Origin of the sequence: Streptomyces sp. CA-146814, from assembly GCF_050942385.1 — a bacterium.
Taxonomy (GTDB): Bacteria; Actinomycetota; Actinomycetes; order Streptomycetales; family Streptomycetaceae; genus Streptomyces.
In genome coordinates this window covers 6497031-6523704 of sequence record NZ_CP192068.1, presented here as the reverse complement: position 1 = coordinate 6523704, position 26674 = coordinate 6497031, and the positions used below count along the sequence as shown (strand labels likewise).

General features: G+C 73.8%; 4 protein-coding genes. 2 read left to right on the top strand and 2 right to left on the bottom strand.

Annotation, left to right across the window (positions count from 1 at the left end; genetic code table 11):
• Positions 1-117: 117 nt before the first annotated feature.
• Positions 118-1128: a DUF2306 domain-containing protein gene (locus ACQP09_RS28960; protein WP_433404905.1), complete on the bottom strand. Its 1011-nt coding sequence runs from the start codon at positions 1126-1128 to the stop codon at positions 118-120.
• Positions 1129-1351: 223 nt separating this feature from the next.
• Positions 1352-1765 carry a YybH family protein gene (locus ACQP09_RS28955; RefSeq protein ID WP_432151820.1) on the bottom strand — a complete coding sequence of 138 codons (414 nt, stop codon included), beginning with the start codon at positions 1763-1765 and terminating at the stop codon, positions 1352-1354.
• A gap of 299 nt (positions 1766-2064) precedes the next feature.
• Here ACQP09_RS28955 and ACQP09_RS28950 point away from each other — a divergent pair, with 299 nt between their 5' ends.
• Positions 2065-15798, top strand: a complete 13734-nt coding sequence (locus ACQP09_RS28950) for an SDR family NAD(P)-dependent oxidoreductase (protein ID WP_433404902.1) — start codon at positions 2065-2067, stop codon at positions 15796-15798.
• Positions 15799-15872: 74 nt separating this feature from the next.
• Positions 15873-26639 (top strand): SDR family NAD(P)-dependent oxidoreductase, encoded by a 10767-nt coding sequence (locus ACQP09_RS28945; protein WP_433404899.1) that lies wholly within the window; start codon positions 15873-15875, stop codon positions 26637-26639.
• Positions 26640-26674 lie beyond the last annotated feature (35 nt).

Sequence of the window (26674 nt, the reverse complement as noted above, 5' to 3'; positions counted from 1 at the left end):
TACACGCGTCGTACACACGGCCACCCCCGTACAGCGCACACGGAACGGCCCCCGGTCGAGCGGTCGATCTCCGCTCGGCCGGGGGCCGTTGGTGGAACAGGAGCAGGTACGGACAGGTCAGCCGGTGGCCGACAGCTCCTGCGGGATGGGGCGGTCGATGGCCATGAGCCACTTGCCGTCCGCACCGCGCCGCAGGACGTCGGTGCAGGTGCCGCGCAGCTCCTGGCGGGCGCCGTCCGGGCCCGGCACCTCCATCTCGTAGTCCACGACGATCAGCTGGACGTCGCCGGCCGTGTAGGACTCCCGCAGGGTCGCCTTCAGCGACGGCTTCAGCGCGAGCATCTCCGTGATCTTCGCCTTGCGGGCCGCACCGGTCAGCGGCTCGCCCGACAGGTTCGAGATCGCGTCGTCCCGGTACAGCCGGTCGAAGACCGCTCCGTCGTAGGAGTTGAAGGCGATGAGGAAGACCTCGTTCTGCTGATCGGGGTCAGCGGTGAGTTCCAGGGAGTTGAGGTCGATTTCGGTGCTCATGGCAGTGCCTCTCTTCTGGGCGGGGGTACCGGTGGGGTCGGTACGCGGGGATGTGCCGGTGGCCGAGGCCTTGCGCCGGGCCGCTCGTGCCCGGTGCTTGGCCCGCACGCCCTTCTCGGTCAGCCACCACTCGGCGATCAGCAGGGTGGTGACCCAGCCGGGCCAGTCGGCGTTGCCGACCAGGGTGTGGAGCCAGATCTCCAGCACGACCGGATCGTCGGTCTCCGGTGTCGGCAGGACGGTGGCCTCCAGCACCACGGCGTAGACGCGGTTCAGCGGGATCGCCATGGTGGCGGCGAAGCTGCGGATCATCCAGCGCCGGTGGTCCCCCCACCGGCGCTGCCTGGCCGTGCTCCACCCCGCGACCGTGAAGATCAGCCACAGCACCGAGAGCGTGACGCTGCTCAGCTGCATGGTCAGGCCGTTGGGGCTGGTGGCGCCGACGACGATGCCGAGCAGTCCGGACGGGATGACGCCGGCGAAGACGTACAGCCGTCCGCTGACGCGGTGCACCGCGGGGTGCGCCGCCCGGAGCCAGGGCCAGACCTGGAGACAGGAGGTGACCATGGCCACCGCACCGAACAGGATGTGCGTCACCAGTAAGGGGTAGTGAAGCGCGAAGTCCCCCGGCTGCGCTACACGGGATCGTGCGGGGTCGAACGTGAGATACCGCGGCAACGAGAGTACGAGGAAGACCACGCACACCGTTGCGAGCGGAACGATCCAGGGGCGCTGCCACCACGGCCTGGTCATGGTCCCACCGCTTCGGGGCCCGGGTTCGGGCCGGTCGGGCGGCTTATCGGTGGCTTTCTCCATGGAGTCAGCCAGGTATTTCGTTCCGCGGATCACCGTAGGGCGCGTCGATCGAGTAACGCCATTCACCGTCGGAATCACGGCTCAGAATGTCGGTCGCGAGGCCGCCGAACGATTCGCGCTTTCCGTTCTCGCCGTCGACCTCCATCTTCCAGTCGACGCTGAGCAGAGCGGTGTCACCGGTGACGTGGGACTCCCGGATCTTCGCGCTCAACGCGGGCCTCAGCTTGAGGAATTCCGCGAGATTGTCCTTGCGCTCCTTACCCGTCAGCGGCTTTCCGGGCTCCCAGACGGAGACCGCTTCCTCGGAGTAGAGCCGGTTGATGGCGTCGGCGTCACCGGTGTTGAACGTTCGGACGTAGAACGCGAGGTGCTCTTCCACACCGCCGGCGTGCACGATGACATCGGTTTTCCCTGACATGGGGCGAACCTCCTGTGGATCCAGATTGCTTGTGGCTTTCCGGGACGCATCGGCAGGTAGCCGTGCGAATCCGGACCCAACGTAGTCGCGCCCTCCCCACCGGAAGGTAACAGGCCGCCCACAAGCCCTCATCAGGGCCCGGTTATCGCCGTGTTACCGCTCGCTGATCGGCCGTATTCGGCGCGTTGCTACGTTGACGAACGGTCACCCATGACCTGTTTTCAGCGCGTGTTGAAAAAGCGCAACACGTCTTGGACACCGCCGCGGTTCCGGCGGCGACGAAAGGGCGGACGAGTCAGATGGCGAGTGAGCACCGGTCGGTGTCGGCGCAGGCGCACGAGGAGCACGACGGGGCGGTGGCGGTCGTCGGGATGGCGTGCCGGCTGCCGAAGGCCGCCACGCCCGCGGAGTTCTGGGAGCTGCTCCGGGACGGCCGCAGCGGCGTCACGGAGGTGCCGCCCGGCCGCTGGGAGACGGGCCAGGAGCCGGACGGCGACGGTCCGGCGCGGCGCGGCGGGTTCATCGACGGTGTCGGCGACTTCGACCCGGCGTTCTTCGGCATCTCGCCGCGTGAGGCCGCCGCCATGGACCCGCAGCAGCGGCTCGTGCTGGAGCTCACCTGGGAGGCGCTGGAGGACGCCGGCATCGTGCCGGCGACGCTGCGCGGCAGCCGTACGGCGGTGTTCGTCGGGGCGTTGCGCGACGACTACACCAGCCTGGTCTACCAGCAGGGTACGGAGGCGATCACGCAGCACACGATGGCGGGCGTGAACCGGGGCGTCATCGCCAACCGGGTCTCGTACCACCTCGGTCTGCACGGGCCGAGCCTCACCGTGGACTCCGCGCAGTCCTCCTCGCTCGTCGCCGTCCATCTGGCCTGCGAGAGCCTGCGGTCGGGCGAGTCCGCGACCGCCGTGGCCGCCGGGGTGAACCTGAACGTGCTCGCCGAGAACGCGGTCACCGAGGAGCGCTTCGGCGGCCTCTCGCCCGACGGTCTGAGCTACACCTTCGACGCCCGGGCCAACGGCTTCGTCCCGGGTGAGGGCGGTGGTGTCCTCGTCCTGAAGCCGCTGGCCGCCGCTCTCGCCGACGGCGACCGCGTGCACGGCGTGATCCGTGGCACCGCCGTGAACAACGACGGCTCCACCGCCGGTCTGACCGTGCCCAGCGCCGAGGCGCAGGAGCGGGTGCTGCGGGCCGCGTGGCGCAAGGCGTCGCTCGATCCGGCGGAGTTGCAGTACGTGGAGCTGCACGGGACCGGCACCCCGGTCGGCGACCCCGTGGAGGCGGCGGCGCTCGGTGCGGCGCTCGGCTCCGGGCGCGCCGCCGGTGATCCGCTGCTCGTCGGTTCGGCCAAGACCAACGTGGGCCACTTGGAGGGCGCGGCCGGTGTCGTCGGCCTGCTCAAGGTGCTGCTGAGCCTGCGCCACCGGCAGCTGCCCGCCAGCCTGAACTTCGAGACACCCAACCCGCGCATCCCGCTGGACGAGCTGGGCCTCTCCGTCCAGCGCGAGCTGACGCCGTGGCCGCACGAGGACCGCCAACTGGTCGCGGGTGTCAGCTCGTTCGGCATGGGCGGCACCAACTGCCATGTCGTCCTGGCCGAGGCTCCCGAGGGGGCCGACGGGCGCGAGCACGGTGCCGCGCCGGCGGGCGAGTCGGCCGCGGCCGGGGTGCTGCCGTGGGTGCTCTCCGGCCGCGATCCGCAGGCGCTGCGCGCCCAGGCCGGCCGGCTGCACGCGTTCCTGGCGGAGGAGCGGCGTACGGCGGCGGAGGAGCGGCGTACGGCGGCCGATGTCGGCTGGTCGCTGCTGTCGACGCGGACCCTGTTCCCGCACCGGGCCGTGCTGCTCGGCGGGGACGACGAGGTGCGGGCCGCCCTGGAGGCGCTCGCCGCCGGACGGCCCGCGAGCGGTGTCGTCACCGGTGCGGCGCGACGGGGCGGGCTCGGCGTGCTCTTCACCGGCCAGGGCTCTCAACGGGTCGGCATGGGCCAGGAGTTGTACGAGGCGTTTCCGGTGTTCGCGCGCGCCTTCGACGAGGTCTGCGGCCGGCTGGACCCGCTGCTGGAGCGGCCGCTCGCCGAGGTGATCCGTACCGGCGAGGGCCTGGACCGCACCGGTTGGACGCAGCCCGCGCTCTTCGCACTGGAGGTGGCGCTGTACCGGCTGGTGGAGTCCTGGGGTGTGCGCGCGGACTTCGTGGCCGGGCACTCCGTCGGCGAGGTGGCGGCGGCCCATGTGGCCGGGGTGCTGTCGGCGGCGGACGCGGCCAAGCTGGTCGTGGCCCGGGGGCGGCTGATGCAGGCGCTGCCGGAGGGCGGCGCGATGGTGGCCGTCGAGGCGTCGGAGGAGGAGCTGCTGGAGCTGCTCGCGCCGTACGGCGACCGGGCCGGGCTCGCGGCGGTGAACGGGCCCCGGGCGGCCGTCGTCTCGGGCGCCGAGGACGCGGTGCTGGCCGTGGCCGCCGAGGCGGCCGAACGCGGTCTGCGCACCAAGCGGCTGACGGTCTCTCACGCCTTCCACTCGCCGCTCATGGACCCGATGCTGGACGACTTCCGCCGCGTGGTGGAGGGCCTCACCTTCACCGCGCCGGCCATCCCGGTGGTCTCCACCGTGACCGGCGAGGCAGCCGACGGCGAGGCGTGGTGCTCCCCCGGCTACTGGGTGGACCAGGTGCGCCGTCCGGTCCGGTTCATGGACGCGGTCCGGACGCTGGAGGCCGCCGAGGTCACCACCTTCCTAGAGCTGGGTCCCGACGGGGTCTGCGCCGCCATGGCCGCCGCGTCCGTGCTGGACCCGGCGGCGGTCGAGGCGGTTCCGGCGCTGCGCTCGGGCCGGCCGGAACCGCAGGCGCTGCTGGCCGCGCTCGCCTCGGTGTTCGCGCGCGGTACGGAGGTGGACTGGACGGCCGCGTACGCGGGTTCCGGTGGCGGCCGCACCGACCTGCCGACGTACGCCTTCCAGCGCGAGACGTACTGGCTCCGCACCGCGACCGGCGCTCCGGCCGCGCGCCAAGCCCTCGCCCCGGCGCCGGCCTCCGCCGCGCCGGTCGCGGCCCCGGTGGGCGGGCTCGGTGAGCGGCTGGCGGCGCTTCCGGCGGCCGAGCGGCTGCGCGAGGTGACCGAGCTGGTCACCGCGCACACGGCGGCGGTCCTGGAGTACGGGCCGGACGGCGCGGTCGACCTGCGCGCGCCCTTCAAGGAGCTCGGCTTCGACTCGCTGATGACGGTGGAGCTGCGCAACGCGCTCGCCGCGGCCACCGGGCTGAGCCTGCCCAGCGGACTCCTCTTCGCCCACCCGACGCCGGCCGCGCTGGCCGGACATCTGCTGGCCGAGCTGACCGGCACCGGCGCCGCCGACGACGGCCGCCGCGCGCCGGCGGACGCCGGTGAGCCGATCGCCATCGTGGGCATGGCCTGCCGCTATCCGGGCGGCGCCACCTCGCCGGAGGCGCTGTGGAAGCTGCTGTCCGAGGGCGGCGACGCGATCTCCGGCTTCCCGGAGGACCGCGGCTGGCCCGAGGACCTCTTCGATCCCGAGCTCCGCGAGCCGGGCCGCAGCGCGGTGGACGCGGGCGGCTTCCTGCACGGCGCCGGCGGCTTCGACGCCGGCTTCTTCGGCATCGCGCCGCGCGAGGCGCTGGCCATGGACCCGCAGCAGCGACTGCTGCTGGAGACCGCGTGGGAGGCCGTGGAGGGCGCGGGCATCGACCCGGCCTCGCTCCAGGGCAGCCGTACCGGCGTGTTCATCGGCGGTACGGCCCTGGAGTACGGCCCGCGTATGCATGACGCCCCCGCAGGCGTCCACGGCCACGTCCTGACCGGCTCCACCGCGAGCGTCATGTCGGGCCGCATCGCCTACCAACTGGGCCTCATCGGCCCCGCCGTCACCGTCGACACGGCCTGCTCGTCGTCCCTGGTCGCCCTGCACATGGCCGTACGGTCGCTGCGCTCCGGGGAGACCGGTCTCGCTCTGGCGGGCGGTGTCACGGTGATGGCCACCCCCGGCATGTTCGTGGAGTTCTCCAAGCAGCAGGGCCTCGCGCCGGACGGACGGAGCAAGTCGTTCTCCGCGTCGGCGGACGGCACGTCCTGGGCCGAAGGCGTGGGCCTGCTGCTGGTGGAGCGGCTCTCGGACGCGCGGCGCAACGGCCACCAGGTCCTCGCGGTCGTCCGTGGCACCGCGATCAACCAGGACGGCGCCTCCAACGGCCTCACCGCGCCGAGCGGCCTCGCCCAGCAGCGGGTGATCCGCGAGGCGCTCGCCGACGCGGGCCTGTCCGCCGGAGCCGTCGACGCGGTGGAGGCCCACGGCACCGGCACCCGGCTCGGCGACCCGATCGAGGCGGAGGCGCTGCTCGCCACGTACGGCCGGGAGCGCGAGGGCGACCCGGTGTACCTGGGCTCGCTGAAGTCCAACATCGGCCACACGCAGGCCGCCGCCGGTGTCGGCGGCATCGTGAAGATGGTCCAGGCGATGCGGCACGGCACGCTGCCGAGGACGCTGCACGCCGACGAGCCGACGCCGCACGTGGACTGGTCCTCCGGTGCCGTGGAGCTGCTCACCGAGGAGCGGGAGTGGCCGCGCACCGGGCGGCCGCGCCGGGCCGCCGTCTCGTCGTTCGGGATCAGCGGCACCAACGCGCACGTGGTGCTGGAGGAGGCGGCCGAGGCCGACGTCCCGGCGCCGGCCGTCACGCCCGCGCCGGCCACGCCGGTGCCGTGGGTGGTCTCCGCGCGCGACGAGGCGGCGCTGCGGGCGCAGGCGGCCCGGCTGCACGAGCACCTCTCCGGCCGCCCGTCGCTGCCGGTCGCCGATGTCGGCCGCTCGCTGGCCGCCCGTACCGCGTTCGACCGGCGGGCGGTGGTCACCGGCACGGAGACCGCCGACTTCCTGACGGGCCTCCAGGCGCTGGCGCGCGGTGAGCAGTCGCCGCACGTGGTGGTGGGCGACGCGGGCCGGGACGGCCGTACGGCCTTCCTCTTCACCGGCCAGGGCGCCCAGTACCCGGGCATGGGCCAGGAGTTGTACGCCGCCCACCCGGTCTTCGCGCAGGCGCTGGACGAGGTGGCGGCGGCGCTGGAGGGCCATCTGGAACGGCCGCTGCTGGAGGTGATGTTCGCCGATCCCGACGCCGGTGACGGCTCCGACTCCGGTGACGCGTTGCTGCACCGCACCACCTACACGCAGCCCGCGCTCTTCGCCGTCGAGGTGGCGCTGTTCCGGCTGCTGGAACACCACGGCCTGGTGCCCGACCGGCTGGCGGGCCACTCGATCGGCGAGCTGGCCGCGGCCCATGTGGCCGGAGTGCTGTCGCTGGCGGACGCGGCGGCCCTGGTCGCCGCGCGCGGCCGGCTCATGCAGTCGGCGCGTACCGGCGGCGCGATGATCGCCGTGGAGGCCGACGAGGCCGAGGTGGTACGGAGTCTGGCCGGCCACGACGGCGCGCTCGCCGTCGCCGCGGTGAACGGCCCGGACGCGGTCGTGGTCTCCGGTGACGAGGAGGCCGCCGAGCAGGTCGCGGCCCACTGGCGGGAGCAGGGGCGCCGGACGCGGCGGCTGCGCGTCAGCCACGCCTTCCACTCGCCGCACATGGACGAGGTCCTGGAGGAGTTCCGGGCGGTCGCCGCCGCGCTGGAGTTCCGTGCGCCCGTGATCCCGCTGGTGTCGACGCTGACCGGCGAGCTCGCCACCGCCGACGAGCTGGCCTCGCCGGACTACTGGGTGCGGCAGATCCGCTCCACCGTGCGGTTCCTGGACGCGGTCCGCACGCTGGAGGCCGACGGCGTCACCCGGTTCGTCGAGGTCGGTCCCGACGCCGTGCTCACGGCCATGGCGCAGGCCTCGTTCACCACGGAACACGCCACCGCCGTCCCGCTGCTGCGCGCGGGCCGGCCCGAGACCGCCGTCCTCGCCACCGGCCTCGCCCGCGCCCACGCGCTCGGCGCCGGACTGGAGCTGGACACGTTCTTCCCCGGCGCCGCCCGCGCCGACCTGCCCACGTACGCCTTCCAGCACGAGCACTACTGGTTCGTCCCCGAGGAGCGGACCGACGCAGGCGGCCTCGGTCTCACCGTGTCCGAACACCCGCTGCTCGCCGCGTCGGTGGAGCTGGCCGACCGCGACGGCACCATCCTCACCAGCGTGCTCTCGCCGGCCCGGCAGCCGTGGCTGGCCGACCACGGCATCGGTGACGCCGTCCTGGTGCCCGCCACCGCCTTCCTCGAACTGGCCGTGGCAGCGGGCGAGCAGGCCGGGACCGGCCGGGTGGAGGAGCTCACGCTGGAGGCGCCGCTGGTGCTGGCCGAGCGCCGCAGCACCCGCCTCCAGGTCACCGTCGGCGCACCCGAAGCCGACGGCAGCCGCTCCTTCGCGGTGCACGCGCAGCCCGTCACGGACGACGCCCCGGCCCCGTGGACCCGCCACGCCTCCGGCACCCTCACCGCCCCCTCCCCCGCACCCGCCTCCGAGGCCCCGGGCCCCTGGCCGCCCGCCGGTGCCGTCGCCGAACCCCTCACGGGCGTCTACGAGCGGCTCGCCGGGCTCGGTTACGCGTACGGTCCCGCCTTCCAGGGCCTGCGGAGCCTGTGGCGGCGGGGCGAGGAGCTCTACGCGGAGCTGCGGCTGAGCGACGACCAGCGCGAGGCGGCGAGCGGGTACGCGGTCCATCCGGCGCTGCTCGACGCGGCGCTGCACCCGATGGTGCTGGACGCGGCCCGGGACGGTGACGACGACCGGGAGATCCGGCTGCCGTTCGCCTGGAACGGGGCGGCCGTGCACGCCGTGGGCGCGAGCGAGCTGCGGGCCCGGCTGGCTCCGGCCGGACCCGACGCCTACACGCTGACGCTCACCGATCCCACCGGCGCGCCGGTCGCCACCGTCGACCGGATCTCGCTGCGGCCCGTCCCCAAGGACCGGCTCGGCCAGGCCGCCGGCTCGCGCGCCGAGGCGCTCCACACCGTCTCCTGGCCCGTGGTCCCCGCCCCGGCCGGAGCCACGGTGACGCTGACCGAGGCGGCCGGGGACGTCCTGCCGGACCCTGCGGGCGCCGACGCCGTCGTCGTCACGTACGGGCCCGCGAGCGGTGACGCGCTCACGGCCGAGGCGGCGCACGAAACGGCGACGCGGGCCCTGCGCACCGCCCGCGGCTGGCTGGCCGATCCCCGGTACGCCGAGACCCGCCTGGTGTTCGTGACGCACGACGCCGTGGCGGTGCGCCCCGGCGACCGGCTCACCGGCCTGGCCGCCGCACCGGTGTGGGGCCTGGCCCGGTCGCTCCAGTCCGAGCACCCGGACCGGGTGGTCCTCGTCGACCTCGACGCCTCGGGCACGGAGCTGCTGGCCGCCGCCGTCGCGAGCGGCGAGCCGCAGGTGGCGGTCCGCGACGGCGCGCTCCATGTGCCGCGGCTGGCCCGTGCGGTGCGCGCCGAGGTCGCCACCGGTCCGGTCCTCGGGCCCGACGGCACGGTGCTCGTCACCGGCGGCACCGGCGGCCTGGGCGGACTGCTGGCCCGCCATCTGGTGGCCCGGCACGGTGTGCGCCATCTGCTGCTGACCAGCCGCCGGGGCCCGGACACGCCGGGCGTCGACGTGCTGCGCGCGGAACTCGCGGAGCTGGGCGCCGAGGTCACCGTGGTGGCCGCCGACGCGGCCGACCGCGCGGCGCTCACCGCCGTACTGGACGGCATTCCGGCCGAGCACCCGCTGACGGCCGTCGTGCACACGGCAGGTGTCCTGGACGACGCCACCGTGGAGTCGCTCACCGATGAGCAGCTGGCCTCGGTGCTGCGGCCGAAGGTGGACGCGGCGTGGAACCTGCACGAGCTGACGCGGGACCACGACCTGGCCGCGTTCGTCCTGTTCTCCTCCGTCTCCGGCATCACCGGCACGGCCGGCCAGGCCAACTACGCCGCCGCCAACACCTACTTGGACGCGCTCGCCGCCCACCGGTCCGCCTTGGAGCTGCCCGCGCTCTCGCTGGCCTGGGGCCTGTGGGGCGGCGGAAGCGGCATGGGCACCACGCTGGGCGACGCGGACCTCGCGCGCTGGGCCAGGTCCGGTATCGCGCCGCTGGACCCGGACCACGGCCTGGAGCTGTTCGACGCCGCGCTCGCCGGTACGGAGGCGCTGGCCGTACCGGTCACGTTCGACGCGGCCCGGCTGCGCGCCGCCGCCGGAGCACCGCCCGCGCTGCTGCGCGGCCTGGTCAGGCCCCGTCCCCGTACCGCCGCTGCCGGAGGAACGGGCGAGGGCGCCTCGTCCTGGGCGCAGCGGACGGCGGCGCTCGGCGAGGCGGAGCGGCGGACGGCGGTCCTGGCACTGGTCCGCTCCACGGTCGCCGCCGTGCTCGGCCACCCGGACCCCGAAGCCGTCGATCCGGACCGGGCGTTCAAGGAGGCCGGTTTCGACTCGCTCTCCGGTGTGGAGCTGCGCAACCAGCTCTCCGCCGCCACCGGTCTGCGGATCCCCGCGACCGCCGTCTTCGACCACCCGTCGCCCGCCGCGCTCGCCGCGTACGTCGACGACCAGGTCTCCGGCACCCGCGCGGCCGGTCCGGTCGCGGTGCGGGCTGCGGTGGCGGACGAGCCGATCGCGATCGTCGGCATGGCGTGCCGCTTCCCGGGCGGAGTGCGTTCGCCGGAGGAGCTGTGGCGGCTGGTGGCGGAGGGGACGGACGCGATCAGCGAGTTCCCGGACAACCGCGGCTGGAACCTGGAGGAGCTGTACAACGCGGACCCGGACGTCATCGGTACGTCGTACGTCCGGCACGGCGGGTTCCTGCACGAGGCGGACCGGTTCGACCCGGCCTTCTTCGGGATGTCGCCGCGTGAGGCCACCGCGACCGACCCGCAGCAGCGGCTCCTGCTGGAGACCGCGTGGGAGACCTTCGAGAACGCCGGTATCACCCCGGCCTCGGTGCGCGGCAGCAACGCCGGGGTGTTCACCGGCGTGATGTACGACGACTACGCCTCGCGCCTGGCGGCGGCCCCGGAGGAGTTCGAGGGCTTCCTGCTCGCCGGGAACCTCTCCAGCGTGGTCTCCGGCCGCCTCGCCTACACCTACGGCCTGGAAGGGCCTGCGATCACCGTCGACACCGCCTGCTCGTCGTCGCTGGTGGCGCTGCACCTGGCCGCCAACGCGCTGCGGCAGGGCGAGTGCGACCTGGCGCTGGCCGGTGGCGTGACGGTCATGTCCGGGCCGAACACCTTCGTCGAGTTCTCGCGGCAGCGCGGGCTCTCGCCGGACGGCCGGTGCCGTTCCTTCTCGGCGGACGCGGCCGGCACAGGCTGGTCCGAAGGCGTCGGTCTGCTGCTGGTGGAGCGGCTGTCGGACGCCCGGCGCAACGGCCACCGGGTGCTGGCGGTGCTGCGCGGCTCGGCGGTCAACCAGGACGGCGCCTCCAACGGCCTCACCGCGCCCAACGGCCCGTCGCAGGAGCAGGTGATCCGCCAGGCGCTGGCCAACGCGGGCCTCGCCGCCGCCGAGGTGGACGCGGTGGAGGCGCACGGCACCGGCACCACGCTCGGCGACCCGATCGAGGCGCAGGCGCTGCTGGCGACGTACGGCCAGGACCGTCCCGGGGACCGGCCGCTGTACCTGGGTTCGCTGAAGTCCAACATCGGCCACGCGCAGGCGGCCGCCGGGGTCGGCGGTGTGATCAAGATGATCGAGGCCATGCGGCACGGCACGCTGCCGAGGACGCTGCACCTGGACGAGCCGTCGCCGCACGTGGACTGGGAGTCGGGAGCGGTCGCGCTGCTCGCGGAGGAGCGGGAGTGGCCGGCCGAGGACGGGCGGCCGCGCCGGGCCGGTGTGTCGTCGTTCGGCATCAGCGGCACCAACGCGCACGTGATCCTGGAGCAGGGCCCCGAAGAGGCTCCGCGTGACGAGGAGGAGGCGGTCGGACCGGAGGCGGTCCTGCCGCTGGTGGTCTCGGCACGGGACGAGGCGGCGCTGCGCGACCAGGCCGGCCGGCTGTACGAGCACCTCGTACGCCACCCCGCGCTGCGCACCGCCGATGTGGGCTTCTCGCTGCTGAGCACGCGGGCGCTGCACGAGCGGTCGGCCGCCGTCGTCGGCGACCGGGAGGAGCTGCTGAGCGGCCTCGAAGCGCTGGCGCAGGGCCGTACGGCACCTTCGGTGGTGCGGGCGGCGCCCGGCCGGCGCGGCGGGACGGCGTTCCTGTTCACCGGTCAGGGCAGCCAGCGGCTGGGCATGGGCCGGGAGCTGTACGCGAGTTCACCGGTGTTCGCGCAGGCGTTGGACGCGGTCTGCGCTCACCTGGACGGTGAACTGCCCCGCCCCCTCAAGGAGGTTCTCTTCGCCGAGCCGGACTCCGCCGAAGCGGAGCTGCTGGACCGGACCGTCTTCACGCAGGCCGCGCTCTTCGCCGTCGAGACGGCGCTGTTCCGGCTGCTGGAACACCACGGCGCGGCCCCGGACTATCTGCTCGGCCATTCCATCGGCGAGGTCACCGCGGCGCATCTCGCGGGCGTTCTCGACCTGGCGGACGCCGGTGTCCTGGTCGCCGCGCGCGGCCGGCTGATGCAGGCGGCGCGTGCGGGAGGCGCGATGGCGGCGGTGCAGGCGAGCGAGGAGGAGATCCTCGCCTCGCTCACCGGCCTCGGTGACACGGTCGCCGTCGCCGGGATCAACGGCCCGGACTCCGTCGTCGTCTCCGGCGACGAGGACGCGGTGGAGAAGATCGCCGCGCACTGGCGGGAACAGGGCCGCAAGACGAAGCGGCTGACCGTCAGCCACGCCTTCCACTCGCCGCACATGGACGAGGTGCTGGAGGAGTTCACCGCGATCGCCTCGGGCCTCACGTTCCACGCCCCGAAGATCCCGGTCGTCTCCAACGTCACCGGAGTCCTCGCCACCGATGAGCAGCTGCGCTCGCCGGAGTACTGGGCCGGGCACATCCGCGCGGCCGTCCGCTTCCACGACGGGATCCGCTTCCTGGAGGACCAGGGCGTCGGCGACTTCGTGGAGGTGGGCCCCGACGGCGTGCTCACAGCGATGGCCCAGTCCTGCCTGACGAAGGAAGCCGCTCTCCTGACCCCGGTGCTGCGCTCCGGCCGGTCCGAGCAGCACACCACCGTCGCGGCGCTGGCCCTGCTGGAGCTGCGCGGCGGCGCCCTGGACCGGTCGGCCCTCTTCCCGGGCGCGACACGGGTGGAGCTGCCGACGTACGCCTTCCAGCACTCGCGCCACTGGCTGGAGGCGCCTTCGGTGCCCGGCGACGCGGCGGGGCTCGGGCTGGGGGCCACCGGGCATCCGCTGCTCGGTGCGGCGGTGCCGATGGCCGGTCAGGACGGGTTCCTGTTCACCGGCCGGGTCTCCCGCCACACCCACCCGTGGCTCTGGGACCACGCCGTGCACGGGGTCGCGCTGCTGCCGGGAACGGCGTTCGCGGACCTGGCGCTGCGCGCCGGTGAGCACGTCGGCTGCGACGAGGTCGAGGACCTCACCCTCACCGCGCCGCTCGTCCTGCCGGACCGCGAAGGCGTACGGATCCAGGCGGTGCTGGGTGCGGCGGACGACGCCGGCCGCCGCACGCTGGAGGTCTACTCGCGGCCCGGCACGGACGACCTGACGCCGTGGACGCTGCACGCGACCGGCCGGCTGGCGGCAGCGTCGGACCGGCCGGCCGAGGTGCCCGAGCTGGGCGCCTGGCCGCCGGCGGGTGCGACGGAGGCGGACCTGGAGGGCGTGTACGAGCGTCTCGCCGGCCACGGATACGCGTACGGGCCCGCCTTCCAGGGGCTGCACCGGGTCTGGCACACGGAGACGGAGCTGTTCGCGGAGGTGGCGCTGGCGGAGGCGCAGCAGGCGGACGCGGCACGGTTCACCGTGCATCCGGCGCTGCTGGACGCGGCGCTGCACCCGCTGCTGCCCGGAGTCGCGGACACCGGCCGGCCGGCCGTGCTGCCGTTCGCGTGGTCGGGTCTGACCGTACGGGCCACGGGCGCCACGGAATTGCGGGTGCGGCTCTCGACGACCGGTCCGGAGACCGTCGCGCTGACGGTCACCGACGGCCTGGGCGCGCCGGTGGCCTCGGTCGCCGAGCTGGCGCTGCGGCCGCTGACCGAGGAGGCGCTGCGAGCGGCGGCCGAGACGCACCGCGAGGGCCTGCTGGAGGTGCGGTGGACGGAGGCCGGCGCGGTACGTGCGGTGGCCGGCGAGCACGCCGTGCTGCTGGGCGAGGCTCCGGACGCCGGATTCGACGCCTTGACCCGCTACCCGGATCTGGCGGCGCTGGTGGCGGCGGTGGAGGCCGGGGCCGAGGTCCCGGGCCTGGTACTGAACGTGCCGCAGCCGCTCCAGGACGACGACCTTCCCGTACAGGCCCGTGAGGCGGCCGTACGCCACCTCGAACTGGCCCAATCCTGGCTGGCCGACGAGCAGTTCGCACAGTCACGTCTCGTGGTCGTCACCCAAGGCGCCATCGCGACCGGCCCGGAGGACGTCACCGACCTCGCGCACGCGGCTCTCTGGGGCCTCCTGCGCTCGGCCGAGAGCGAGAACCCCGGCCGCTTCGGCCTCGTCGACCTCGACGGAGACACCGCGGCCGACACTCCCCTGCTCCTCGCCGCCGCACTGAGCGAACCGCAGGCGGCACTGCGCAAGGGCCAGATCCTGGTGCCGCGTTTCGCCCGGGTGAAGCCGGACCCCACTGCCGTACCGGAACCGCCGCGCTGGGACCAGGGCACCATCCTCATCACCGGCGCCACCGGAGCACTCGGCACCCTCCTCGCCCACCACCTCGCCGCACAAGGAGCGAAACACCTCCTCCTCCTCAGCCGACGCGGCATCGACGCCCCCGGAGCCACCCAACTCCGCGACCACCTCCACGCGGCAGGCACCACCACCACCTTCGCCGCCGCCGACGCAGCCGACTACGACGCACTCGCCGGCGCGATCGACCAACTTCCCGCCGAACACCCCCTCACCGCCATCATCCACACCGCAGGAACCGTCGACGACGGCCTCCTCACCAGCCTCGACCCCCAACGCCTCCACACCGTCCTGCGCCCCAAGATCGACGCAGCCTGGAACCTCCACCAACTCACCCACCACCACCCCGTCCACACCCTCACCCTCTACTCCTCCATCGCCGGACTCCTCGGCACCGCAGGCCAAGCCAACTACGCCGCCGGCAACACCTTCCTCGACGCCCTCGCCCACCACCGCACAGCACAAGGCCACCCCACCACCTCCCTCGCCTGGGGACTCTGGGACGGCGAACACGGCGGTATGGGCGGCTCGTTGACCGAGGCGGACCTCAAGCGGCTGGCCCGCAGCGGACTGCGGGCGCTGGCACCGGAGGAGGGCATGGAGCTCTTCGACGCCGCGCCGCTGACCGGCCGGCCGGTCCTGGCCGTCACCGGTCTCGACCTGGACGCGCTGCGCTCCGGCGGTGAGGAGCCGCCGCTGCTCTTCCGCGGCCTGGTGCGCCGGCCGGCCGTACGCGGGACCGCAGCACGCGGCGGCGAGCAAGCCGGGCCGTCGCTGGCCGAGCGGCTGGCCGGGCTACCGGAGCCGGAGCGCGAGCGGCTCCTGGTCGATCTGGTACGGGCCCGGGTGGCCGAGGTCCTCGGCCACGCCGACCAGGGTGCGGTGGGCGCGGACCGGGCCTTCCAGGAGCTGGGCTTCGACTCGCTCACCGCGGTCGAGCTCCGCAACCGGCTCGGCGAGTCCACCGGACTCCGCCTGCCCACCACCCTCGTCTTCGACCACCCCACCCCGTCGGCGCTCGCGGCCCATCTGCGCGGTCAGCTCGTGGTGGAGGACGCCGGACCGTCCGGCGACGTGCTCGCCGGACTCGACCGGATCGAGGAGCTGCTCCGCTCGGCGGCGCCCGACGGACCGTCCGACGGGTCCGCTCAGGACCGGATCGGTGACCGGCTGCGGCAGCTGCTGCTGCTCGTCGAGGCCACGGACCGCAACGGCCGGGAGGAGCTCAGCCATGACGATCTCGAATCCGCCTCGGACGAGGACCTGTTCGCCCTCGTCGACAACATCGACTGACCGGGCACCGCAGCCGGGGCACTCCGGCATCACCGCACGCCATTCCACGCAACACACTGGGGAGCTGACCGCACGTGGCTGACGAGAAGGAACTCCGCGACTACCTCAAGCGGGCGATCGCCGACGCCCGGGACGCGCGCAGGAAGCTGCGCGACGTGGAGGAGAAGGCCCAGGAGCCGATCGCCATCGTGGGCATGGCCTGCCGCTACCCGGGCGGCGTCTCCTCGCCGGAGGATCTGTGGCGGCTGGTCGACGACGAGGTCGACGCGATCTCCACGTTCCCGGAGAACCGTGGCTGGGACCTGGAGAACCTGTTCGACGCGGACCCGGAGCAGGTAGGCACGTCGTACGTCCGCCACGGCGGATTCGTGCACGAGGCCGACGGGTTCGACCCGGAGTTCTTCGGGCTCTCGCCGCGTGAGGCGCTCGCCGCCGACCCGCAGCAGCGGCTCCTGCTGGAGACGACGTGGGAGGTGCTGGAGCGCTCGGGCATCGACCCGGCCCAGCTGCGCGGCAGCCGGACGGGTGTCTTCACCGGGCTGATGTACTCGGACTACGGCTCCCGTCCGCATCTGCCCGGCGACGGCTTCGAGGGCTACCTGTTCAGCGGCAGCGCCGGCAGCATCGCCTCCGGTCGGATCGCGTACACCTTCGGTCTGGAGGGTCCGGCGGTCGCCGTCGACACGGCGTGCTCCTCCTCGCTCGTCGCGATCCACCTGGCGGTCAACGCGCTGCGCGGCGGCGAGTGCGATCTGGCGCTGGCCGGTGGTGCGGCCGTCATGTCGACGCCGCAGGGGTTCGTCGAGTTCTCCCGGCTGCGCGGGCTGGCTCCCGACGGCCGGTGCAAGCCGTTCTCGGCGGCGGCGGACGGTACGGCCTGGTCGGAAGGGGTCGGCGTGCTCCTCGTCGAGCGCCTCTCGGACGCCAAGCGCAACGGCCACCACGTCCTCGCGGTCATCCGTGGCACGGCCGTGAACCAGGACGGTGCCTCCAACGGCCTGACCGCGCCGCACGGCCCGTCGCAGGAGCGCGTCATCCGTCAGGCGCTGGCCAACGCGGGCCTGGCTCCGGGCGACGTCGACGCGGTGGAGGCGCACGGCACCGGCACGCGTCTCGGCGACCCGATCGAGGCCCAGGCCGTCATCGCGACGTACGGCCAGAACCGGCCCGAAGGACGGCCTCTCCACCTCGGCTCGCTCAAGTCCAACACCGGCCACACCCAGGCCGCAGCGGGTGTCGGCGGTGTCATCAAGATGGTCCAGGCGATCCACCACGCCACGCTCCCGAAGACCCTCCACCTGGAGGAGCCGACGCCGTTCGTCGACTGGGAGTCCGGCGATGTGTCGCTCCTGACCGAGGCGCGGCCGTGGCCGGAGAAGGACGCGCCGCGCCGGGCCGCCGTCTCCGCGTTCGGCATGGGCGGCACCAACGCGCACCTCATCCTGGAGCAGCCGCCGGCGGAGGAGCCGGCCGAGCAGGCCGAGACCGATGTGCCGATCGGGCAGGCCGAGCGGGCAGAGGCCGACGTGCCGGCCGTCCTGCCGTGGCTGCTCTCCGCCAAGACCTCGCAGGCCCTCGCCGACCAGGCCGGCCGTCTGCTGGAGCACCTGGAGGCGCACCCCGGGCAGTCGCCGCTCGACGTCGCGTACTCCCTCGCCACCACCCGTACGACCCTCGATCACCGCGCCGTCGTCCTCGCCGCGCCTGACGTCCTCCCGCGCGAGCAGCTGCGGGCGCTCGCCGAGGGCGCTCCCGCGCCGGGCACGGTGCGGGGCTCGGCGGCCGAGGCGTCAAAGACGGCGTTCGTCTTTCCGGGTCAGGGCTCGCAGTGGGCGGGCATGGCGGCCGGGCTGATGGACACCTCACCGGCGTTCGCCGCCTCCATCACGGAGTGCGCGAAGGCGTTCTCGCCGTACGTGGACTGGTCGCTGGAGGAGGTGCTGCGCGGGACCGAAGGCGCGGCCTCGCTGGAGCGCGTCGACGTCGTGCAGCCGGTCCTGTTCGCGGTGATGGTCTCGCTGGCGGAGCTCTGGCAGACGCACGGCGTCCGGCCGAACGCCGTGGTGGGCCACTCGCAGGGCGAGATCGCCGCCGCGTACGTGGCCGGCATCCTCAGCCTGGACGACGCGGCCCGTGTGGTGACCCTGCGCAGCCAGGCCATCGGCCGCGTGCTGGCGGGCCTGGGCGGCATGGTCTCCGTCGCGCTCCCGGCCGACGCGGTGCGCGAGCGCATCGCCCGCTGGGAGGGCCGCGTGCAGGTCGCCGCGGTCAACGGCCCGGCCTCCGTGGTCGTCTCCGGCGAACCGGAGCCGCTCCAGGACCTGTTGGAGGAGTGCCGGGCCGACGGCGTACGAGTGCGGGGCATCCCGGTCGACTACGCCTCGCACTCCCACTACGTGGAGCTGCTGGAGGAGGAGCTGGGCACGCTGCTCGCGCCGGTGAGCCCGCGCAAGGCGGCCATCCCGTTCTTCTCGACCGTGACCGGTCAGTGGGTCGTGGGGACGGAGCTGGACGCGGGGTACTGGTACCGCAACCTGCGGCAGCCGGTGGAGCTGGAGCACGCGGTACGGACGCTCCTGGAGGAGGGGTTCGGCACCTTCATCGAGTCCAGCGCGCATCCGGTCCTGGCGCTCGCGGTGCAGGAGACGGCGGAGGCGGCGGGACGGGACGCGGTGGCGTTCGGTTCGCTGCGGCGCGACGAAGGCGGGCTGGAGCGGTTCCTGCTCTCCGTGGGCGAGGCCCACAACCGCGGTGTCCTGGTCGACTGGCGGTCCGTCTTCGGCGACACCCGGCCGGGCCGGGTCGACCTGCCGACGTACGCCTTCCAGCGCACCCGCCACTGGCTGGAAGCGGTCTCCGTGCCGAGCGACGCCGCCGGTCTGGGCCTCGGTTCGACCGACGGCCACCCGCTGCTCGGCGCCGCCGTCGCGGTGGCGGACCGGCCGACCCTCCTGCTGACCGGCCGCATCTCCCGCCACTCCCACCCGTGGCTCGCGGACCACGCCGTGCACGGCACCGCGCTGCTGCCGGGCACCGGGCTGGTCGAGCTGGCGTTGCGGGCCGGTGAGTACGCGGGGTGCGAGCGGGTCGAGGAACTGACGCTCTCCGCGCCGCTGTTGCTGCCGGAGCGCGACGGCGTCCAGCTGCAGATCGTGGTCGGCGAGGCCGACGAGGCCGAGCGCCGCACAGTGGAGATCTACTCGCGGCCGGACACCGCGGACGAGGACATGGCGTGGACGCTCCACGCCGAGGGACGACTGGCCTCGGATTCGGCCTCGGCCTCGGCTTCGGCTTCGGCTTCGGCTTCGGCTTCGGCTTCGGCTTCGGCTTCGGCTTCGGCTTCGGCTTCGGCTTCGGCTTCGGACGCAGCGGTGGAGGGCCTGCTGGTCTGGCCGCCGTCGGGGGCCGTGGAGGTCGACCTGGACGGCGCGTACGACCGGGTGCTGGAGCAGGGTTACGCGTATGGGCCCGCGTTCCAGGGACTGCGGCGGGCCTGGCGGGGCGCGGAGGCGGGAGAGCTCTTCGCCGAGGTGGCCCTGCCGGACGAACTCCACGCGCAGGCTGGCCTCTTCACCGTCCATCCGGCGTTGCTGGACGCGGCGCTGCACCCGCTGCTGCCGGGCGTGGTGGACGAGGACCGGCAGGCTCTGCTGCCCTTCTCCTGGTCGGACGTGACGGTGTACGCCACCGGCGCGTCGGTCCTGCGGGTGCGGCTGACGCCGACCGGGCCCGAGTCGGCCGCGCTCCTGGTGGCCGACGGCCTGGGCGCGCCGGTCGCTTCGGTGGCCGAGCTGGCGCTGCGGCCGCTCTCCGAGGAGGCGCTGCGAGCGGCGGCCGACGCGCACCGCGAGGGCCTGCTGCGGGTGGAGTGGTCGGCGATCGGCGCCGTGGACTCGTCTGCGAAGAACGGGACTTGGGCGCTGCTGGGCGATCCGGGTGCGCTGGCGTTGCCGGTCGACTCCTCGCGTACGTACGCGGATCTGGCGGCGCTGGTGGCGGCGGTGGAGGCCGGGGCCAAGGTCCCGGACGTGGTGCTCACCGTGCCGCAGCCGCTCCAGGACGACAGCCTTCCCGTACAGGCCCGTGAGGCGGCCGTACGCCACCTCGAACTGGCCCAATCCTGGCTGGCCGACGAGCAGTTCGCACAGTCACGTCTCGTGGTCGTCACTCAAGGCGCCATCGCAACGGGACCGGAGGACATCACCGACCTCACGCACGCGGCTCTCTGGGGCCTCCTGCGCTCCGCCGAGAGCGAGAACCCCGGCCGCTTCGGCCTCGTCGACCTCGACGGCGAGCCGTCCGCATCGCTCCTACCGGCCGTCATCGCCTCCGGTGAGAGCCAGGCGGCGGTACGCGCCGACACCGTACTGGTGCCGCGTTTCGCGCGGGTGAAGCCGGACCCCGCCACCGCACCCGAGCCGCCGCGCTGGGACCAGGGCACCATCCTCATCACCGGCGCCACCGGAGCACTCGGCACCCTCCTCGCCCACCACCTCGCCGCACAAGGAGCGAAACACCTCCTCCTCCTCAGCCGACGCGGCATCGACGCCCCCGGAGCCACCCAACTCCGCGACCACCTCCACGCGGCAGGCACCACCACCACCTTCGCCGCCGCCGACGCAGCCGACTACGACGCACTCGCCGGCGCGATCGATCAACTCCCCGCCGAACACCCCCTCACCGCCATCATCCACACCGCAGGAACCGTCGACGACGGCCTCCTCACCAGCCTCAACCCCCAACGCCTCCACACCGTCCTGCGCCCCAAGATCGACGCAGCCTGGAACCTCCACCAACTCACCCACCACCACCCCGTCCACACCCTCACCCTCTACTCCTCCATCGCCGGACTCCTCGGCACCGCAGGCCAAGCCAACTACGCCGCCGGAAACACCTTCCTCGACGCCCTCGCCCACCACCGCACAGCACAAGGCCACCCCACCACCTCCCTCGCCTGGGGACTCTGGGAGGAGAGCAGTGCCAGCACCAGCCACCTGGAGGACGTCGACCTGCAGCGGATGGCGCGGTTCGGGCTGCTTCCGCTGACGTCGGAGGCGGGCATGGCCCTGTTCGACGCCTCCCACGCCTCCGCCGAACCCCTGCTCGCGGCGACCGGTCTCGACCTCGCCAACCTCCGCCGCAAGGGTGTCGAGCCGCTGCCGCTGATGCGTGGCCTCGTGCCGGCGGTCCGCCGCCGCGCGACGGCCGGTTCGGCCGCCGGGTCGTCGCTGGCCGAGCAGCTGGGCGCGGTCTCCGAGGCCGAGCGCCGACGGGTGCTCGTCGATATGGTGCGCTCCCAAGTGGCAGGCGTACTCGGCCACTCGGACCTTCAGGCCGTGGAAGCCGACCGTGTCTTCAAGGAGTTGGGCTTCGACTCCCTGACGGCGGTCGAACTCCGCAACCGGCTCGGCGAGTCCACCGGACTCCGCCTGCCCACCACCCTCGTCTTCGACCACCCCACCCCGTCGGCCATCGCCGCCTACCTCTCCACGCTCATCGCCCCCGTGGAGCCGCAGGGCGCCGCGAGCGCCGGCCGTGCGCCGGACGCCGCCGAGGACCCGATCGTCATCGTCGGCATGGCGTGCCGTTATCCGGGCGGGGTCTCCTCGCCGGACGAGCTGTGGCGGCTGGTCGCCGACGAGGTCGACGCGATCTCACCGTGGCCGACCGACCGCGGCTGGGACACCGAGGGCCTGTACGACCCGGAGCCCGGCACACCCGGCAGGTCGTACTCGCGCCACGGCGGATTCCTGTACGACGGTGACCACTTCGACCCCGCCTTCTTCGGGATGTCCCCGCGCGAGGCGCTCGCCACCGACCCGCAGCAGCGGCTGTTGCTGGAGGCCGCCTGGGAGACGTTCGAGAACGCCGGGATCGACGCGTCGTCGCTGCGCGGCAGCCGCACCGGTGTGTACGCCGGTGTGATGTACCACGACTACGCCTCCCGGATCCAGCAGGTCCCGGAGGACATGGAGGGCTACCTCTTCAGCGGCAACGCGGGCAGTGTCGCCTCCGGCCGGGTGTCGTACACCTTCGGTCTGGAGGGTCCGGCGGTCACGGTCGACACCGCGTGCTCCTCCTCGCTCGTCGCCATCCACCAGGCGGTGAACGCGCTGCGCGCGGGCGAGTGCGATCTGGCGCTCGCGGGCGGTGTGACGCTGATGTCGACACCGCAGGGGTTCGTCGAGTTCTCGCAGCAGCGCGGCCTCTCGGCGGACGGGCGGTGCCGCTCGTTCTCCGCCACGGCGGACGGCACGGGCTGGTCGGAAGGGGTGGGCCTGCTGCTGGTCGAGCGCCTCTCCGACGCCGAGCGCAACGGCCACCACGTCCTCGCCGTCGTCCGTGGCAGCGCGGTCAACCAGGACGGCGCCTCCAACGGTCTCACCGCGCCGAACGGCCCGTCGCAGGAACGCGTCATCCGCCAGGCCCTCACCAACGCGGGCCTGACTCCGAGCGACATCGACGCCGTCGAAGCGCACGGCACCGGGACCCGCCTCGGCGACCCGATCGAGGCCCAGGCACTCATCGCCACCTACGGCCAGAACCGGCCCGAAGGACGGCCTCTCCACCTCGGCTCCCTCAAGTCCAACACCGGCCACACCCAGGCGGCGGCCGGTGTCGGCGGCGTCATCAAGATGGTCCAGGCCCTGCGGCACGGCACGCTGCCGAGGACGCTCCACCTGGAGGAGCCGACGCCGATCGTGGACTGGGACGCCGGTGACATCTCTCTCCTCACCGAGGCCCGTCCGTGGCCGGAGAAGGAGGGCCCGCGCCGCGCGGCGGTCTCGTCCTTCGGGATCAGCGGGACGAACGCGCATCTCATCCTGGAGCAGCCGCCTGTACGGGAGGTGGCGGAGCCGGAGGAGGCGCAGGTGCCGCCCGCCCTGCCGTGGCTGCTCTCCGCCAAGTCCCCTCAGGGCGTGGCGAGTCAGGCGGCGCGGCTGCTGGAGCACGTGGAGGCGCACCCCGAGCTGTCACCGCTCGACATCGCGTACTCCCTCGCCACCACCCGTACCGCACACGACCACCGCGTGAGCGTGACCGGTGCGGGACTGGACGAACTGACCGCCGGACTGCGGTCGGTACGGGCCGGGGCGCGGCCGGCGGTCCGGGCGCAGGCGGACGGGTCCGGCCGGACGGCGTTCCTGTTCACGGGCCAGGGAGCGCAGTATCCGGGGATGGGCAAGGAGCTGTACGCGACCTTCCCGGTCTTCGCCGAGGCGCTCGACGCGGTGTGCGCGCAGTGGGAAGGGGCCTTCGAACGGCCTTTGCTGGAGGTGATGTTCGCCGATCCCGGCACCGAGGCCGCAACTCTGCTCGACCAGACCGGCTACACCCAGCCCGCGCTCTTCGCGCTCGAAACGGCACTCTTCCGGCTCATCCGGTCCTGGGGCATCACCCCCGACCACGTCGCCGGACACTCCATCGGCGAGATCACCGCCGCCCACGCCGCCGGCATCCTCACCCTCGAAGACGCCACCACCCTCGTCAAAGCCCGCGCCACCCTCATGCAAGCCCTCCCCACCAACGGCACCATGATCGCCGTCCAAACCACCGAAACCGACATCCGGCCCCACATCGAAGCCCACGACGGCATCGACATCGCCGCCATCAACAGCCCCACCAGCCTCGTCCTCAGCGGCGACACCACCCCCCTCCTCACTCTCGCCGCCCACCTCCGCGAACAAGGCCACAAAACCAAGCAACTCCCCGTCTCCCACGCCTTCCACAGCCCCCACATGGACGCCATGCTCGACGACTTCCGCAGCGTGGCCGAAACCCTCACCTACCACCCACCCACCATCCCGATCACCTCCACCCACACCGGCGACGCGGCCACCGAACTCCACCACCCCGCCTACTGGGCCGACCAGCTCCGCGGCACCGTCCGCTTCGCCGACACCATCACCACCCTCAACCACCACGGCACCACCACCTACATCGAAATCGGCCCGGGCCGTACGCTCAGTGCGCTGGTCCAGGAGAACGTGGAGAGCGTGCCGGTCGTCCGGCCGCTGCTGCGCCCGGCGGCGCCTGAGCCGGAGACGCTCGTCGCGGCGGTCGCGGAGCTGCACGACGCGGGGCTGCGGGTCGACTGGGAGGCGTTCTTCGCCGGCCATGGGGCCCGGCGGGTGACGCTGCCGACGTACGCGTTCGAGCGCCGCCGCTACTGGCTGGACGCGGGCCCGGCCGGGTTCGACGCCGCCGAGTGGGGCCTGCGGTCCACGAGCCATCCGTACCTCGGGGTCACCGTGCCGCTGGCCGGTGGCGAGGGCACGGTGTTCTCCGGGCGGGCCGTTCCGCGCCGGGACGCCTGGCTGGCCGAGCAGGTGGTGATCGACGAGCCCGTCCTGCCGGTCTCCGCCCTGGTGGAGACGGTGCTGCGCGCGGGCGCCGAGCTGGGCTGCGGTGTGCTGCACGCGTTCGACGTACCGGCACCGCTGATCGTCCCGGCGGCCGGTGCCGTACAGCTTCAGGTCTCCGTGGGCGAGCCGGGTGCGGACGGACGGCGTACGGTACGGGTCTTCGCCCGGCCGGACGACCGGGACGGGGTCTGGCAGCCGGCGGCCGAGGGCGTCCTCTCCACCGGGGACGTGCCGGTCCCGGACGGGGCCGGTGAACCCTTCGCCGTCAAACCCTTCACCGTCCGGATACCCGAGTGGCTGCGCGGCGAGGCGGACCGCTTCGGCCTCCACCCGGCCCTGCTGGACGCGGTGCTCGCCGCGCGCCCGGCCACCGCCGCGCCCGGCACCGTCGCCTTCCCGGCGCGGTGGCGCGGCGTCCGGCTGTACGCCTCCGGCGTGACGGAGGCCGAGGCCGCGCTGACGGATCTCGGTGACGGGTCGTTCGCGGTGCGGCTGACCGACGAGGCCGGCCGGCTGGTCGCCACCGTCGCCTCGGTCGCCTTCGTGGAGCTGCCGGAGGCCCGGTTCAGCGGTGCGCGTGACTCGGCGTTCGCGGCTCTGCTGGAGCCGGGCCGGGTTCCGGTGCCGACGGCCGCTTCCGGCGGACCGTTCGCCTGGGGCGTCCTCGGTCCGTGGGCCGGAGCGACGCCGGCCGGCGCTGTCGTCCTGCCGGACGCGGCGACTGCGGCCTCCGGTGCGGAGTTCGGGGCCGTACTCTTCGGCCCTCAGGTGCCGGACAGCGGCGATCCGGTCGGCGCGGTGCACGCGCTGACCCGTGAGGTGCTGGCCGTCCTCCAGGAGTGGCTGGCGGACGAGCGGCTGACGGAGACGCCGCTCGTGGTGGCGGTGCGCGGCGCGTCCGGTCCGGTGGTCGCGGCGGTGCGCGGGCTCGTGCGGTCGGCGCAGGCCGAGGCGCCGGGCCGGATCGTCCTGGCCGAGGTGGAGGGCGACACCGCCGAGGTGTACGCGGCGCTGGCCTCGGCCGTCCGCTCCGGTGAGCCGGAGGTCGCTGTCCGGGGCTCGGGCGTGCAGGCGCCGAGGCTGCGGAGGGTGACGGAGCCGGCCGAACCGGCCGGGGCCTCCTGGAACCCGGACGGGACCGTCCTCATCACCGGAGGCACCGGGTCGCTCGGCGGAGTCTTCGCCCGGCACCTGGTGGTCCGGCACGGTGTGCGGCATCTGCTGCTCGCGGGCCGCTCCGGTACGGAGTCCGCCGCGACGGCCCTGCTCCGCGAGGAGCTCGGTGTGCTGGGTGCGACGGTGACGGTGGCGGGCGGTGACCTCGCGGACCGGGACGAGGTGGTGCGGCTGCTCGGGCGGATTCCGGCGGAGCACCCGCTCACCGGAGTCGTCCACGCGGCGGGCACCGTGGACAACGCGATGGTCGCCACGCTGACGCCGGAGCAGCTGACGTCGGTGCTGGAGCCCAAGGCCGACGCCGCCTGGCACTTGCACGAACTGACCCGTGATCTGCCGCTGAGCGCCTTCGTCCTCTTCTCGTCGAGCACGGGTTCTCTCGGCGGTCCCGGCCAGGCCAACTACGCGGCCGGCAACGCCTTCCTCGACGGCCTCGCCGAACACCGGGCCGCCGAGGGCCTGCCCGCGGTCTCCATCGGCTGGGGGCTCTGGGCGCGGGACACCGGGCTCGGCGCGGCGCTCGGCGAGGGCGAGCGGGCCAGGTTCGCCCGGGAAGGGTTCCGGGCGGTCACGGACGAGCAGGGCCCGGCCCTGTTCGACGCGGCGCTGACGCTCGGCCGGCCGGTCCTGACGGCGCTCCCGGTCGACGCGGTGGCGCTGCGGGCCCGAGGCGATGTGCCGGCTCTGCTGAGCGGCCTGGTCACGGTGCCGGTCCGGTCGGAGGACCGGGCCGGGACCGGTGCGGAGCCCGCCGTACCGCTGGTGGACCGGATCTCCGGCCTTCCGGCCGAACAGCGGTACGACGCCGTCGCGGAGGTGGTCCGGGCCACGCTCGCCGTGGTGCTCGGCCACCCGGACCCGGACGCCATCGACGAGGAACGGCCTTTCCAGGAGCTGGGGTTCGACTCCCTCACCGCTGTCGATCTCCGCAACCGGCTCGGCCTGGCCGTCGGCCTCAAGCTGCCCGCCACGCTGGTCTTCGACTTCCCGACACCGGCGGCGCTCTCCGCGCACATCCTCGCGAAGGCGGCGCCGGAGGCCGGGGCCGGGACGGGCGGCGGTGCGCTGGCCGAGCTCGACCGGCTGGAGTCGGCGCTCGCCTCGGTGGCGGAGGAGGGCGAGGAGCGTGACGCGCTCGCCGCGCGGCTGCAGTCGCTGCTGTCCCGGGTGAACGGCACGGCCGTACCCGCCGGGACGGTCCCGCCGGCGCGGCCGGAGGCGGAGGACGTCAGCTCGTACACCTCCGCGGACGAGATCTTCGACTTCATCGACCACCAGCTCGGCCGCACGTCCGGCTGACCACCAGTCCCCCAGCCAGTCCCCCAGCACGTGTT

Excerpts from the sequence above, each read along its gene's own strand:
- ACQP09_RS28950 (WP_433404902.1), top strand. The coding sequence starts at position 2,065 with ATGGCGAGTGAGCACCGGTCGGTGTCGGCGCAGGCGCACGAGGAGCAC.
- ACQP09_RS28955 (WP_432151820.1), bottom strand. The coding sequence starts at position 1,765 with ATGTCAGGGAAAACCGATGTCATCGTGCACGCCGGCGGTGTGGAAGAG.